Annotated in this window: 10 protein-coding genes and 1 CRISPR repeat array; of the genes, 8 read left to right on the top strand and 2 right to left on the bottom strand. The window is 32.9% G+C overall.

Annotation, left to right across the window (positions count from 1 at the left end; all coding sequences use genetic code 11):
• Positions 1–22: 22 nt before the first annotated feature.
• From BUA03_RS04705 to cas2, 5 genes are all read left to right on the top strand, one after another.
• Positions 23–1,210: an aspartate aminotransferase family protein gene (locus BUA03_RS04705; protein WP_066078301.1), complete on the top strand. Its 1,188-nt coding sequence runs from the start codon at positions 23–25 to the stop codon at positions 1,208–1,210.
• Between the two features lie 246 nt (positions 1,211–1,456).
• The gene (locus BUA03_RS04710; protein WP_066078298.1) at positions 1,457–2,854 is read left to right on the top strand and encodes a tetratricopeptide repeat protein; all 1,398 of its coding nucleotides are present in this window, start codon (positions 1,457–1,459) and stop codon (positions 2,852–2,854) included.
• Positions 2,854–3,603: a shikimate dehydrogenase family protein gene (locus BUA03_RS04715; RefSeq protein ID WP_066078295.1), complete on the top strand. Its 750-nt coding sequence runs from the start codon at positions 2,854–2,856 to the stop codon at positions 3,601–3,603. Before BUA03_RS04710 ends, BUA03_RS04715 begins: the two co-directional genes overlap by 1 nt.
• 201 nt (positions 3,604–3,804) lie before the next feature.
• Positions 3,805–4,719 (top strand): type II CRISPR-associated endonuclease Cas1, encoded by a 915-nt coding sequence (gene cas1, locus BUA03_RS04720; protein WP_066078293.1) that lies wholly within the window; start codon positions 3,805–3,807, stop codon positions 4,717–4,719.
• Positions 4,695–5,024, top strand: a complete 330-nt coding sequence (gene cas2, locus BUA03_RS04725) for a CRISPR-associated endonuclease Cas2 (RefSeq protein WP_072675722.1) — start codon at positions 4,695–4,697, stop codon at positions 5,022–5,024. Before cas1 ends, cas2 begins: the two co-directional genes overlap by 25 nt.
• A gap of 388 nt (positions 5,025–5,412) precedes the next feature.
• A CRISPR array of direct repeats spans positions 5,413–6,704; the repeat unit is 37 nt; unit sequence AATATCGTGTTTTCTAATCTTTAATCAAACCACAACT.
• A 177-nt stretch (positions 6,705–6,881) separates the two neighbouring features.
• Here cas2 and BUA03_RS17050 read toward each other — a convergent pair.
• The gene (locus BUA03_RS17050) at positions 6,882–7,016 is read right to left on the bottom strand and encodes a hypothetical protein (RefSeq protein WP_262489198.1); all 135 of its coding nucleotides are present in this window, start codon (positions 7,014–7,016) and stop codon (positions 6,882–6,884) included.
• 11 nt (positions 7,017–7,027) lie between these two features.
• Positions 7,028–11,611 (bottom strand): type II CRISPR RNA-guided endonuclease Cas9, encoded by a 4,584-nt coding sequence (gene cas9 / locus BUA03_RS04730; protein ID WP_082854299.1) that lies wholly within the window; start codon positions 11,609–11,611, stop codon positions 7,028–7,030.
• 515 nt (positions 11,612–12,126) lie between these two features.
• Between cas9 and BUA03_RS04735 the strand changes: the two genes are divergently transcribed.
• The 3 genes from BUA03_RS04735 (at position 12,127) to hemN (ending at position 16,712) form a co-directional block, all read left to right on the top strand.
• Positions 12,127–14,145, top strand: coding sequence for a DUF349 domain-containing protein (locus tag BUA03_RS04735; protein WP_066078286.1), 2,019 nt, complete (start codon positions 12,127–12,129; stop codon positions 14,143–14,145).
• Positions 14,146–14,749: 604 nt separating this feature from the next.
• On the top strand, positions 14,750–14,941 hold the full coding sequence (locus tag BUA03_RS16460; RefSeq protein WP_139255606.1) for a hypothetical protein: 192 nt from the start codon (positions 14,750–14,752) through the stop codon (positions 14,939–14,941).
• A 406-nt stretch (positions 14,942–15,347) separates the two neighbouring features.
• Complete coding sequence (gene hemN / locus BUA03_RS04745; protein WP_066078280.1) at positions 15,348–16,712, top strand: oxygen-independent coproporphyrinogen III oxidase; 1,365 nt, start codon at positions 15,348–15,350, stop codon at positions 16,710–16,712.
• The last annotated feature ends 7 nt before the right edge of the window (positions 16,713–16,719 follow it).

Here is a 16,719-nt window from a genome sequence, read left to right on the forward strand (position 1 = left end):
TAGCGGTTAAATTTCTAAAAAATTGAATAGTGATTTCTTAAAATACCAAGCACAAACAACTCCTTATCCATTGGGTATGGAAATCTCGCATGCCATAGGTTCATATATCTATGATACCGCTAATAAAAAATATTTAGATTTTGTTGCTGGAGTTTCTGCTTGTGCGCTTGGACATCAGCATCCAAGAGTTAATCAAGCCATAAAAGAGCAATTAGACAAATATTCACACGTGATGGTTTACGGTGAATATTCTCAAAGTCCGGCAGTCGAATATTGCAAATTATTAGCATCATTGCTACCCGCTCCTTTGGACAAAACTTACTTGGTAAATTCCGGCACAGAAGCGATTGAAGGCGCTCTAAAACTCGCCAGACGAACCACAGGAAGAAGTCAATTAATTTCGTGTCACAACGCTTATCATGGGAATACCATGGGCTCGATGAGCGTGATGGGTTTTGAAGAACGCAAACAAGTTTTCCGTCCTTTGGTACCTGATGTCGATTTTATCACTTTTAATAACGAAGATGATTTACAAAAAATCACCACCAGAACTGCAGGAATCATTTTAGAAACCATTCAAGGTGGTGCAGGATTTATTCAACCCCATGATGATTTTCTTAAAAAAGTTCGCCACCGCTGTGATGAAGTAGGCGCGATAATGATTCTGGATGAAATTCAACCTGGTTTTGGAAGAACTGGAACGCTTTTTGGATTCCAAAATTACGATGTTGTACCTGATATTGTAGTAATGGGCAAAGGAATGGGTGGCGGGATGCCCGTAGGTGCTTTTACCGCTTCAGCTACCATGATGGATCTCCTTAGTGATAATCCTAAATTGGGACACATCACCACCTTTGGAGGCCATCCTGTCATTGCGTCAGCGTGTTTGGCTACTTTGCAAGAAATCACTGAGACCAACTTAATGCCTGAAGCCTTAGAGAAAGAAAATCTATTCCGATCACTTTTGGTACATCCTTTGATAGAAGAGATTAGGGGAAAAGGTTTAATGCTTGCCGCAATGACCATAAGTGCCGATATTACGAACGAAGTGATTCTCCAATGTCAAGACAAAGGGCTCATTTTATTCTGGTTACTATTTGAAGGATGCGCCATCCGAATCACGCCACCGCTTACCATTTCTAATGAAGAAATCCGAGAAGGTTGTGCAATCATGCTAGAAGTAATGGATTCGATTTTGAATAAAAAATAGTTTCTTTAGGAGAATCCTGCGGGCAAACGTGCGGACTCTTATCCCATCCTAAAGAAAAAATTGCCGTTTTTTACCTTCGTTTAGAGAAGGACAGTAAAAAAGATTTCCACATGTATCAAGCATGGAAATCAGTACTAAACCAGCCCGGATTTTGTTAATTAAATTGTTTAAAACAATTCCCGTTCCTCCTCACATTAACAGTAAGGATGCCTACTTTTAATAAGGCCAAATTCTAAAAAAACAAAGATGCAATTAAGCAACGAAGAAGAAGACTATAACTTATCCCTGTCTAAATTTGAGTCGATGTTGAAAACCAACAAAGTGCTCTTTTTTGACTCCGAAGAATTTGAAGAAATTATTCTTCATTATCTCGATATGGGTAAGGCCGCATTGGCAAAAAAAGCGCTAAAGCTAGCATTAGACCAACACCCAAAATCAACTGGACTGAAATTAGTTCAGGTGGAGATGTTAGTCTTTGATGACAAACTGGAATTAGCCGAAAAATTATTGAATGAGTTGTATGCTATTGAGCCAACGAATGAAGAAATTTACATTCAAAAAGCCAATATCTATTCAAAAAGAGACCAACACGAAAAAGCCGTTGAGTTATTAAGAATCGCCTTAAAATACACGGATGATAATGCTGATGTCTATAACTTAATAGGGATGGAATATCTTTTTATGGACAACCTTGAAATGGCAAAAGAAAGCTTCATCAAATGTTTAGAGGAAGATCTAGAAGACCAATCTGCATTGTATAACGTAGTGTATTGTTTTGAATTTTTAGATCAAAACCAAGAGGCTATCAGTTATCTAAAAAAATACATCGACAAAAATCCGTACAGCGAAATCGCTTGGCACCAGCTGGGTAGGTTGCATTATGGAGTTAAAGAATATGAAAATGCCATTCGGGCCTTTGATTACGCTACATTAATTGACGATGAATTCCTAGGTGCATTCATGGAAAAAGCAAAAGCTTTTGAACGATTAAAAAAATATGAAGAAGCTATTGAAAGCTACAGCAGAACCATCGAATTAGATGATGCAACTTCGTATGCGCTGCTGCGCATGGGAAAATGCTATGAAAAACTAGGTAATTCTGTTTTAGCCTTAAAATACTTTAATGAAACGGTACATGAAGATCCCCTTTTAGACAAGGGATGGATTGCTATAACTGATTTTTATGTTCGCCAGAAAAACTTTCAAAAAGCGCTGTTTTATGTCAATAAAGCATTGGCAATTGACAATCAAAATAGGTTGTATTGGAAACGTTTTGCTTCCATAAACAAACAAATGAACTTTTTTGAAGAAGCGGAGTTTGGCTATAGAAAAGCAGTAGAGTTTGGTGATCATTCTTTAGAAACTTGGTTGTTCTGGGTAGACATATTACAATTTTTAGGAGAATTCGAAAGTGCTATTCAGACTTTATTGCAAGCATCCGAATATTTTCCAGAAGAGAATGAAGTGGAATACCGTTTAGCAGGGTTGTACTTTATGCTAACGGATACTACAAAAGCAAAATTCCATTTAAGCAATGCCTTGCGACTGAATTTTGAAAATTATATTCTTTTGGAAGATTTATTTCCAGTAGTTTGGGCAAAAAAAATGGTACAAAATTATATTGCAAAACATAAAAAATTATAATGGTTGATATCGTTAGAAAGCGCTTTGGATTAGTAGGTCGCAACATAAGTTATTCTTTTTCGAAAGGGTATTTTACCGATAAATTTGATAGCGAAAACTTTGAAGGTTGCACGTATGAGAATTTTGATATTCCAGAAATAAATGCCTTTCCCGAAGTTGTTAAAAACACACCCGACCTCAAAGGAATGAGTGTCACTATTCCGTATAAGGAAGCTGTAATTCCATTTTTGCATAAACTTTCGAAAAAAGCGCTATTAATTGGCGCTGTTAATACGATTAAAATCACCAAAAAAGGAAAGTTGAAAGGGTACAATACGGATTATTATGGTTTTAAAAAATCATTGCAACCGTTACTGGAACCACATCATAAAAAAGCACTGATTTTAGGTACCGGAGGCGCATCTAAAGGAGTTGCTTTTGCTTTAGACGAACTAGACATTCCCTATACTTTTGTTTCAAGAGAAGCCAGTGAAACGGCAATTGACTACAGCCGAATCAACGCAACAACATTTGATAATTACCAAATAATAATAAATGCTACACCGGTGGGAACGAGTCCAAATGTAGCTGCCTTCCCTTTACTTCCGTATGAATTTTTCACTGCGAAGCACATAGCTTATGATTTGATATACAATCCTGCCGAAACGCAATTTCTACAAAAAGCTGCAGCACAAGGAGCCAAAATTAAAAACGGCTTAGACATGCTGATTTTTCAAGCCGAAAAAGCATGGAAGATTTGGAATAAGTAGTAAAAAGCTACTCAAAGAATATACAAATTGTCTTGTTTTAAAATTGTAATACTCCTATTATGGTACTACATTTTTAAAACAAGACGTTTTTTTTATAACTAAATAAAAGACAGATTGAGGTTTGCCGTAAAGGAGTTGCTTATTTAATGCTTTAATTTGATTGATAATCAAATATTTGCCATTAATTTAACAACTTAAATTATGATCAAAAGAACAATTCTCATCGAAAGCAAATCTTCAATCACTACAAAAAATCAACAATTAGTAATCAAATCAGAAATAAGAGAAAGTACTATACCAATAGAAGACATTGGCTTTCTAGTACTTGATCATGTTGAAATCTACTTGAGTATTCCTGCCATGAATCTAGTTGTTGAACATAATACCGCTATTATTATTTGCGGTAGCAACCATCTTCCCAATGGAATGTTTCTCAACCTCAACAGCCATCATATTCAGCAAGAAATATTCAAAAATCAGATTGAAGCTTCCATTCCACTTAAAAAACAATTATGGCAGCAAACTATTGTTGAAAAAATTAAAAATCAAGGAGAATTACTAGCCAAGATAACGGCTAGCAAAAACACTTTTGAATTTCTAGCCAGTAAGGTTCTGAGCGGAGACACATCAAATATGGCAGGCGTTGCGGCACAACAGTATTGGAAAAATTTCCCGCTACCCAATCATGAAAAAGATGGAATAAAAAGAGAACGTTATGGCGATTATCCAAATAATTTTTTGAATTATGGTTATGCTATCTTGAGAGCTGCGACCGCACGAGCACTTTCTGGAAGCGGTTTATTGAATACTTTAGGAATCCATCATAAAAGTAAATACAATGCTTTTGCTCTTGCGGATGATATTATGGAACCTTTTCGCCCTATTGTGGATGAAAAAGTTTTTGACATTATGAAACGCTATCCAGAGCAAGAGCTGACCACTACTATAAAAGCGGAACTACTGCAATTACTAACACAAACTGTTTATTTCAAAGAGGAAAAAAGTCCGTTAATGGTTGGATTACAAAAAACAGCTAGCTCACTCCAACAGTGTTTTACTGGTGACCGTAAAAAAATTAAATATCCTAAATTATGGAACTTAACGGATACCGAATAATGTGGTTGTTCGTGTTTTTTGATCTACCAACAGAAACCAAAAAAGACAAAAGAAATGCCTCACAATTTCGAGGAAATCTCTTGAAAGATGGTTTTAGCATGATGCAATATTCTGTTTACGTACGCCATTGTGCGAGCAGCGAAAGTGCCGATGTACATGAAAAACGCATTCACCGACTATTACCACCCTTAGGAAAAGTGAGTATTTTACGAATTACGGATAAGCAATTTGGAAATATTTTAAACTTTTGGGGCAAAGCTGAAGTCCCAAAAGCACCGCAACCCACACAATTGGAATTGTTTTGAAACAATAGCGCGTATAGTCATTTTGAATGCTAAATATTTATAAAATAGTAGTGTGAACTCTTTGTATCTTGCTATTTCTGGGATTAATTTTCATTACTATTAATTCCGAATTATCGCAAACTATTTTTTTCTCTTACTATTTGTCACGCTGGAAGCGTCTCAATTATGTTGCTCTCTTGTTTTGTGCCATTTCCAAGTTGACAAATAGAGTCGCATGTGCGAATACACCATTTTTTACTTTTTTACAAAAGTTATAAAACCTTTAGAAAAATTACCACTACAAACAAAAAAATGCATCAATATTGGGTTATCAAACCAATAAAGAGGCATTTTTCTATACGATATTTACATTTAATACTATGAAAATCAGAAGGTAACAAGCCAACTGAATATCGTGTTTTCTAATCTTTAATCAAACCACAACTTGGGGAATGTATGAAAACTTTGTTCCGTTGAATATCGTGTTTTCTAATCTTTAATCAAACCACAACTAGTGACAAGCGTAGGGAATACAGACATTGAATATCGTGTTTTCTAATCTTTAATCAAACCACAACTATGAATTTATTACAAGCTCTAATCAGCAAGAATATCGTGTTTTCTAATCTTTAATCAAACCACAACTGGCCTTCCAATTTTGTGTTGAAACATTCAAATATCGTGTTTTCTAATCTTTAATCAAACCACAACTATCTAGCTTATCGGTGTAAAGCTCCGTGTAATATCGTGTTTTCTAATCTTTAATCAAACCACAACCAGAACTTGCAAGAATAGAAGCAGATAAAGGAATATCGTGTTTTCTAATCTTTAATCAAACCACAACGCTAAAAGCAAAACACGGATTATTGTATTTGAATATCGTGTTTTCTAATCTTTAATCAAACCACAACTGGTTTGTGTCTTGGTCATAAACTGATACGAATATCGTGTTTTCTAATCTTTAATCAAACCACAACTAAGTCATAAGGATAGTTTAAATTTAGAGAAATATCGTGTTTTCTAATCTTTAATCAAACCACAACTGGGCTTCTAATGGATGTTTTTTTTACAGCAATATCGTGTTTTCTAATCTTTAATCAAACCACAACTTGAGCAATCAGTATTAGAATATTTCGAAAAATATCGTGTTTTCTAATCTTTAATCAAACCACAACTAATAATGAAAAAACCGTGAAACATTCGGGAATATCGTGTTTTCTAATCTTTAATCAAACCACAACAATAACTACAAGTGTAATAGCACAGCATGGAATATCGTGTTTTCTAATCTTTAATCAAACCACAACTAGCACCAAAATGCTCCATTATACCGTCATAATATCGTGTTTTCTAATCTTTAATCAAACCACAACTTCCATTTGGTCATGGGCTAATCCTAGAGAATATCGTGTTTTCTAATCTTTAATCAAACCACAACTTTAATCCAAAAATAGGTAATTACTTTTCAAATATCGTGTTTTCTAATCTTTAATCAAACCACAACTGTAGCTCTCGTTATTCCTATCTTTTCCGAATATCGTGTTTTCTAATCTTTAATCAAACCACAACACATTTCTTCTCCGTAATCTTCTCCATATTAATATCGTGTTTTCTAATCTTTAATCAAACCACAACAACTATCTAACGAACTTACTTTTTCTTTTAATATCGTGTTTTCTAATCTTTAATCAAACCACAACAGAAAGCTACTGCATCCCTGCTGGGCGGATGCCATACCTTTCAGTTGTGGTTTGAGATGTTTAAGACGTTGAAAAACTTATGTCAAAGAACTTTTGTGCCTTTTTTATCATTCCAAAGAAGGAAAAATCACATTAGTTGCTCTACTGATGTGATTCCTTTTTCGTCGGAATGACAAAACTAAACATTCAATTTTTTCTTTATGTCAGCTAATAATTCTTCCTTTGTTTTGGTGCTAAAACCACTTTTCTCCGCTTTATCAATTTTTGCTTGAATCTTTTTGATTTGCTCTTCTGTTAATTTTAACTCATCCATAATCTTTATTTTTAAATTTGTACAAACTTACCTGTTGGCGAAATTTTAAAATCAATTCCTTCAATTAAAGCATTGAAATTGCTAACTTTAAACTTAATATATGGAAAATCTTTAAAATTATCTATAACATCCCCACCCTTTGGTGTTGTCAAACCACTTTCTTTAATCTTTACTTTTTTAATTGAACCTATTGAATCACAAACATTATTTTCAAAATAATGTTTGTTAAGTAAATCATTCAATTTTTTAAAAAAATCAGACTTTTTTAAATTATCATTTTTAAAATCAGAAAAAACTTTATCCCACAAACCTAATTTTTCCATTTCACTTTTTAATTCAAATAATTTTTGTTTATTAATAACATCGTTCATATAAGCAATATTTTCTGTCGAACCTTTTGCAGAAATACAATACATTAATTTTATTCCGTCTTTATCTAGCCCTGAAATCTTATACAATCTTTTAATGATACTATTAGGATTATTAAAGTCAATCTCTTCCTTTTCATTTTTGTATAGAATCACATTCAACCCTTTTTTTAAAATAATAGGTATTTTATTTGACCTTAATAAATTAAATCCAGTTTCTATATGCTTTTCGGGTACTAAAGAAATTATATCTTTTTTCCTTTCATTTTTATTTTTCAATTTATAATAATAACCAGCGTCCATATAATTAATTAATTCAAAAGCTCTTTCTGTCTTTCCTTTTTTATCTAACCCTTCATAAATTGCCATTGCAAAATTCTCATCATTTTGTCCATATACTTTTTGTTTGTGTTCGTGACGAGATTTTGATAAAGAACTATGTTCTTTTATTTCTAATGGATTTTTCACTGAATTCGCATACAGACGAACTTTGTTAATTGGAATTCCTTTTTCTTCGTTCATCCAAACTTTACCATCAATTTTATTTTTTTGTTGTGGATTTGAAGAAAGTATTAAAACCTTACTTGCTATGGCTTCTTTTACTTTTTCTTTTACCATTTCATCTACAATGTTATCAACATCAGATGCTTTTATACTTTCTAAATCTTTACGAATTACATAACGGATTTCTTCTGTCTTTAATGGGTTTTTAATTGCTCCATAAATACTGTCTTGATGCAAAGAACCTCGAATAGTATCACCTTGTTGTAATCTTGGAAGTTTTTTCCCATCCTTGTCTAATTTGTATATAACTTTTCCACTAATATCTTTTTTAGCAACAGCTTTTCCATTTACATCTCTTTCAATTTCAGCAACATATTGTTTTCTGCCTCGAACTCTAACAATCTTTTTAGATTGCTTTTTTACATTATCTGGCGTATAATGTGAAACTAAAATTCCTTCTTCAATCTTTTTTAAATCCTCTTTAAAAGTTTTCCAAGGTTTTGATTCCGCTACTATTTTTCTAGCTTCGGTGATTTGTTCTTTATCTTCTAACGTCCAAGCGTGTGCCAACACATCATACTTATCTTTAGTCATACACGCAATAGTAATAGCATCTATAGTGTGATGCGTATGTTTGCTTCTGTCTTTTTCTTTAAAATACTTTTTTCCGTTTTCTTGATAACTTTCCTGAATGCCCCAAATTTTCCTAAACTCGGCAACCATTCCGCCTTTTACACTTTCTACTCTATTGAAATACGATTTCAAATAGGCTTGTGCATATCTTGTAATAATTCCTGTGTCTGGAATTTGACTGTTTTTAAATCCTACTTTTGGCTCAGTCCAAATAAAACGATCGTATTTGCCTTGAAGATAATCGCGTCTTAAAGTCAAATAATGTCTTCTTCTTATTTTTTTGTCTTTAGCTTCTTTGGTTGCTGCTGTTTTTGTAGAGCGAATAATCATTTCTATTTCTCTGCTCAAATTATCAGCTTCTTCTTTCCAATGTGCAATTCTTGGTAAAATTTCTAAATGATTGCCTAATTCAAAAGGCATTTTTTGCTTTTTAACATCTCTGTTAAACTTCTGACTACAAAGCGTTTTATTCATTTGCGAATTATCTTGCGAGATACTTCTTGGAACCGTGTGTTCTATATCGTAGGCAGGATTATCTCCAATAATATCGCATATGCTAATACTGTTTCCATTCTCATAAATCTCTTTCCTGTCTTGCTCAATCCATAGTTGATAACGTAATAAATCATCAACCGTTGGCTCGATTTCTTTATTACATTCTGCTAAATAGAGTTTCTTAATTTCATCTCTATACTTTTCACGCTCTTTTTTATTCTCATTTTGATAATCCTGAATTCCTTTTCGTTTATTGGCATCGTTCAATTCACGAGCCATTTCAATATGAATTCGAGTAGATGAATCTACTTGTTCTTCAACTATCAATGTATTCAAAACTTTACGCAATTGATGCAAAGCACGCATTGCCATTGGATTTTTAATAGATGAAGTTAACGGACTTCCTAAAATAAGTTGCCCTGTTTCTGTTCCATCTTTATCTTTCACTATTTGTTTTTTAAAAACTTCAATGTCTGATGGATGATATAGTTTTTTTAACTGTTTGGCATTATTGCAAAAAACCTCTCCATCTTGATTTTCTCCTTTTAGAAATTCTAAAACTTTTTCATCTAAACGCTTTACTTTTATGAATTCATGAGCCTTTAATTGTTCAATAAAAACAGGAAATAATTCGTTTAAAATAGTTTCTTGCTTTATACCATCATCGATGTGATGAAATTTAAAAAAAGAAACGAGTTTTTTACTTAAATCCTTTCTATAAGTATCTGCTGCTTCTTTAGAGTAGTAGGCTCCATCAACTTTGCATTCTTTAATTAATCCGTTTACAACTTCCAGAAGTCCATTATCAACAATATTATTGGCTATAATTGCAGCAATCTTGTCTTGAATATATTTTCTTTGTCCTAAATCATTCCAAATTACCTCATCCACAATACTTTCAATATTTGCCATAAACACAGCGTGTGAATACAATAATCCTTCTCTCATATAAGGAAGAATCTTGTTTATCGCATTTAGACTCAAATTTCCAAAATCCTTTTTCAATTTAATCTTGCTGAAAGCCTTGGCATTTTTATCCTCCAATCCTAATTTATTTTTTGCATATTCGTACAAATAAATATCTGAAGTGGAAACAGATAACAAATGCCATAAATCCTTATAATTAACGGTTCTGGAAACTTCAATACCTTTTGAATTAGTCGTTTTATAGATAAATGATTTTGTCTTCCAATCTTCACCAACTACACTCTTTAATGAAGCTGAAACTGGACAACCCGAAACTGTATCTGTCGGCTTATAATTAAACCAATAATGAAAACTATCTCTTTTTGAAGATTTATAAAATCCAAAAGTTGCTCCTTTCTCAATCAATTCTTTAGCTAAATCTTCAAAATTGAAGTTGTCTTTTTTTCTTAAAAATTTAGGAATTAAATTTAATTTTTCTTCTTGACTTAAAAATCTCAACACTTTTTCAGACTGAGTACCTATTTTAATGGTATTTAAATATTCCCACATTCTTTTTTCTTCAAAATCAGGATGTGAAATAGCACAACGAGATTTGCTTTTTTCAAAGGAACATTTCCCTATTAATCCTTTTTGAGATTTTAAAGGACGTTGAAAAAAGATTGCTTTGTATAACTCTTTAGCCAAACCCTCAAACTTCTTTTCTGGTAGTTTTTCATTTTGATTAATTGAACCAATTCCTTGAAATTTACAAATTATTTTAAATTCTTCAAGATAGTGATCTTCTCTTGAAGTGTATTGATTTCTAATTCTTTCTTTATTATATAAGCTGAAAAAATATTGTCCTAAAGTTTTAAAATTTCCTTCAAGCATAGCTTGAGATATATCTTTAATTTTACCTTTTACTTTACCTAAAACATCTTTTTTGTTTAATCGTTCAATAATTTCTGCTTTGCCTTTTTCAAAATCAGTATCATTCTTTTTAACAATTGCTTGAATTGATCTATATAAAGAAACTAATTTTTTATCCCCTTCATCTAAATCTTTTGCAAAACCGCCTTTTTCATTAGCATCAAGAATTCCTGTATCAAAAAAATAATCTTTTAAACTTGTAAGAATCTCATCAGTAGAATTTAAATCTTCAACGAGTGCTTCAATTTTTGGACAATGTTCTTCTAAAATTCCTTCAGCAGATTGGTCTAAACGATTACTCAAAAAACCTCTTCTTTGGGCAATATGATAGAATGCACGACCTACTTCAAACAAAGTAACTTTTTGCTTACTTGCTTTATCTCTAAAAAAGTAAGGATTAATGTTTTCGTCATCACTAGTCCTTAACCATTCCAGAAATTCAGGATTAAGTGGATATTCTTTAAAACCAGATTTTTTCCACTCCTCCACTTCTTCAATGGAGAGCGGACACATCCCGTTTAAGGATAAAACTTTTAAAGTTTCATATTTTCTTAATTTTCTACGGTATTTTATTTTTCGAGCGCTTCTGTAACCTGTTCGTTCAGCAGCGCGAGAACTTTCGATTCCTTTCTCTGATTTTACTCCTTCCGAAAATATTCTAACTCCTTTATCAACTAATGAGAAATCATTTCCATCTTTTTCCACTATCGCCCACCCAATACTATTTGTCCCTAAATCCAATCCTAATATTTTTGCCATGTCAACTCTATTTTGTAAGAATTTTTAAAACTACAAAGAAAATATTTAATCGTTTTACGGTTTTCCTCATTGCAACTTAACTATTTTTTGTTTACGTTTGTATCTGATTAAAATTTCTAATCTTTAATCTTATCACAATAAGGCTATATGCCGTAGATGAAAATCTTTAGTCCTGCTTCGGTGGGACTTTTCATTTTATCAAAATTTCACTTATTCAATAGTATTGCAATAATTTGCTACAGCAGAGTAGATTAAACTCTTTATTCCTGCATCGATGGATTTTTTTTGGAAATAATTTACACTTCTAACCTCTAAACCCTAGCCCTGATGGCAGCGGCATCCTTTTTAGTTTGCTTTTTAGCAAACAAAAAGATACAGCGAACAGCAGGAAATGGCTCCAAATGAAAACATTTTTGAACATAAAATGACTATTAATAATGGTTTTATTTTGTACTTTCATACTGCTTTAGTATCTTTCGCAATAGATATAAATACAAACCTTACACATTGAAAAAATGTTAGAAGAAAAGAATGATAACCTGTCTCGTCAGGAAAACGAAGCAGATGGAAATTTAGAAAACAATGCGACGGCATCCGATCAGTCCCAAAAGGAACACCTTGAAGCAACGCCTGCAGCAGAACCAAGTGATATGCCAGCTGAAGATAACGCAGTTGTCCCTGATGAAGCCTCCTCCACTGATACTGCTATGGAAACTAAAAACCAGAAGGCTCTAGATGCCATTACGGATACTAACGCAGAAGAAAGTGAAGACGAGACGCTTAAAGATCGTCATGAAATTTCTATGCAAGATTATGATACTTTATCCTTAGAACAACTTGTTGAGGAACTGAAAAACCTAGTTTCCAATGAAAAAGTAATGTCTTTTAAAGATCACATAGAAGACGTGAAAAAAGCATTCTTAGCAAAATACAACCACCTTATAGAAGAGAAGAAAGAGGAATTTCTTGCTGAAAACCAAGATCCTAATGAAGATTTTCACTATCACTCGCCATTAAAAACCCAATTTGATAAGTTCTATTCTCAATTCAGAGATACTAAAAATACTCATTTCAAGAGTTTACAAACCAATCTAAAAACAAATTTAGAGCATCGTTTGGCTATTGTTGAAGAAATAAAAGAGCTGATTAATCCACAAGAGAACATCAAAGATACCTTGAAACATTTTAATGATTTAAGAGAACGATGGAAGAATGCTGGTCCGATTCCTAAAGACAAATACAACCACGTATGGAACAATTTCCATTTTCATGTGGAAAATTTCTACGATTATTTACACTTAGACAGAGAGGCTCGAGACCTTGATTTTAAACACAATTTAGAGCAAAAACAAAAAATTGTAGCCCGAGTGGAAGAGCTAGTAAATGAAGCCGATATTAATAAGGCTTTTAGAGAATTACAAGACTTACACAGGATTTGGAAAGAAGACATTGGCCCGGTTTCGAGAGAACACCGTGATGAAATATGGAACAAGTTCAGTGATTTAACTAAACAAATGCATGACAAACGCGAAGTGTTATTTGAAAATCAAAGAGGTACAGAACTTGAAAATCTAGAAAAGAAAAAAGAGATTATTGCTAAAATTGAAGTTTTGGCGACTGAAAAAGTCAATGCACATTCGCAATGGTTGGCACAGATAGAAAAAGTAGAGGCTTTACGCGCTGCTTTCTTCTCTGCTGGAAAAGTCCCTTCGGATGTAAACGAAGAAACTTGGGCTAGTTTTAAAACTGCCGTTAGAAATTTCAATTCGTTTAAAAATTCGTTTTACAAAGACATTAAGAAAGATCAAAATGATAATTTAAGTCTAAAAACTGCTTTAGTACTCAAGGCTAAAGAATTGCAAGAAAGCCTAGATTTTGCTGCTACAACACCAATCATGAAGCAAATTCAAGAGGAGTGGAAACAGATTGGCCATGTACCAAGAAAATATTCAGACAAAATCTGGAAAGAATTCAAAGACGCTTGTAATCATTATTTTGAAAAGTTAAAAGAACAAAAAAATGAGGAAAACAGCGAAGAAGTAGAAGCTTTTGACAACAAAAAAGCCTACTTAGAAGCGTTGAGAGAATTCCAATTGACTGGCGATCATAAAACTGATTTAGACGCTATTAAATTGCATATCGAAACTTGGAAAAACTTTGGAAAAGTCCCTTTCCCAAGAAGACATATTGAGGGGAAATTCAATAAAATTCTAGATGCCCTTTTTGAAAAATTGAGTTTAAGTAAAAAAGATACAGATATGATGCGATTTGCCAATAGAATGGATCATTTATCTGAAAGTCATGATACGCGCAAACTGGATAATGAAAAGATTTTCTTGATGCGTAAAATTGATGAAGTTCAGAATGAAATTTTCCAATTGGAAAACAACATTCAGTTTTTCACCAATACTCGCAATGCTAAAAAAGAGAATTCTATTGTGTTAGAAGTCCGTAAAAACATAGCTATCCACAAAGAAAGTCTTGATGTGTGGAAAGAGAAACTAAAACAATTGCGAAACTTGAAAATCGATTAGTGATTAATAAATACGATTAAACAAAAACCTCGAACAAGAACAGTTCGAGGTTTTTTTTGGATTAGAGTTTTGTAGGATCCTTTTTAGCTCACCTTAAATAGAAATAATATTATGTAGTCAGTGATGACTTTTAAATTTGCAGTGATGACTTGCATACAGAAAATCCTGTTTTTTATATGACTTTCAATAGTTTTGTTATTTGGGATTGAAGCAAATGAATCTTCTGTTCATCCCATCAAATTAGAAAAGTCACATTCTTCCGTTTTGCTGCATTACATTCCTACCTTTGTTTTTCTGCAGCCTCAAATCAGTACTGCATTCCTTTTACATCATAAAACTACCCATTGCTCGATTGCAAAATATCTGGGAAATTTTTGATAGCACGTCCAGATATTAAAAGTAATACCGTTTTCACTTGTTTTGCAAACCAAGACATCAACCGATATCAGATGATTTCGCTTCTACGCTATCCTTTCCATTCTTTTTGGTGATTTAAAGTGTGTTACTTAAAATAAAGGATGATTTTATTGTCCTTTTTTGAATTGACTCCTTTGCCTTTTCAATTGAACTTATCATGCTGTTTAAATGACCAAAAATAAAAAAAATGGATACATCCGTAACAATAGTAGGGTATTTACTAACTGTAATAATTGTGATTCCTCTTTTCTATTCGTGGAGGTCTGGTTGCGTCAATGTAGCAAAAATTAAATCCATAAAAAATAAATACATCCGAAACTATCATTTCAAATTTGCGTTAACGGAAGCGCTAAACAAAAAGGTTAGGGGTAAAAATTAAAAAAAAGGTTTCCTATTACTGGATTTTAACTCGACACCCAAAATAGCGAACTTCATAAAATTAAATACATTCAAACCAGTACAATAGCATTGATCACTGAAAACGGTACCAACGCCATCCATTGAAAAGCATTAGAATTTCACAATAAAGAAAATAACATAACAGATTTCGCTTTATTTTATGCAATTGAAAACGATCAAATGGGACTACTCCGTTTATTTGAAAACCATTAATTAACAAAAAAATGGAAAAAAATTATTGAAGGTTGTCTTCAAAACCATAAGTAAATAGTATTCAAAAAAGGGCTTCCGTTGAGTCTCTTGTTTTGCGCCGTTTTTAATATGATAATTATCATTTTACATCTTTAGACTTAATAGTACTTTTGGTCATACTAAACCCTTTTACTATGAAACATTCTTTAATTCAAAAATACAATGTTCCCGGACCTCGATACACTAGTTATCCTACCGTACCCTATTGGGATGAAGTTGATTTTTCATACGAGGCTTGGACAGCAACTCTAAAAAAATCATTTATAGAAAGTAATGGATCAGAAGGTATTAGTCTTTATATTCATTTGCCGTTTTGCGAAAGTTTATGCACTTTTTGTGGCTGTAACAAGCGCATCACAAAAAACCACAGCGTAGAACATCCTTACATCGAAGCAGTATTGAAAGAATGGGCCATTTACTGTAAAATCCTTGGAGAAAAACCAAGTATAAAAGAAATCCATTTAGGCGGCGGTACTCCTACTTTTTTCTCCACTAAAAACTTAGAAGACTTAATAAACGGTATTTTCACTTATGCCACGAAAGCGCCTAATTATGAATTTAGTTTTGAAGGACATCCTAACAATACCTCCCACGAACATTTGCAAAAGCTATATGATTTAGGTTTTAGAAGAGTGAGCTTTGGCGTGCAGGATTACTCCGTAAAGGTTCAAAAAGCAATTCATAGAGAACAGCCCTTCCATAATGTTGCAAAAGTGACGTTTTGGGCTAGAGAAATTGGGTATACTTCTATTGGCCACGATATTATTTTTGGTTTGCCATTTCAGGAAGTCGAAGATATTGTTGATACCATTGAGAAAACAAAATCACTACAGCCGGATCGATTGGCGTTTTATAGTTATGCTCATGTTCCTTGGATTAAAGGAAATGGACAACGCGGATTTAAAGATGAGGACATTCCAAAAGACGACAAAAAAAGAATGTTATATGAAACTGGTAAAAAATTACTTTTCGAAAACGGCTATCATGAAATTGGAATGGATCATTTTGCCTTAGAAACGGACAGTTTGTATGAAGCATTTCAAAATGGCACACTCCATCGCAATTTTATGGGATACAGTTCCTCTAAAACGCAGTTGATGATTGGCTTAGGTGTTTCAGCTATTAGTGATAGTTGGTACAGTTTTGCTCAAAATGTAAAAAATCTAGAAGATTATTATCAAATATTAGAATGGGATAAATTACCTGTTTTTAGAGGACACGTATTGACCAAAGAAGACCTCATCATAAGAAAACATATTTTGAATTTGATGTGCCAATTTAAAACCTCTTGGAATGATACGGAAGGCTATTTTAATGAAATCCCCAAAATAGTACATCAGTTAAAAGAAATGGAAAACGACGGCTTATTAATTACAACTAAAAACAGCATCGAGGTCACAGAAAACGGCAAACCTTATGTCCGTAATATTTGTATGGCATTTGATTTGCGATTGAAAAGAAAAGCGCCAGAAACCCAATTGTTTTCGATGACAATATAATTTTTTA

This window comes from Flavobacterium fryxellicola (genome assembly GCF_900143245.1).
GTDB lineage: Bacteria > Bacteroidota > Bacteroidia > Flavobacteriales > Flavobacteriaceae > Flavobacterium > Flavobacterium fryxellicola.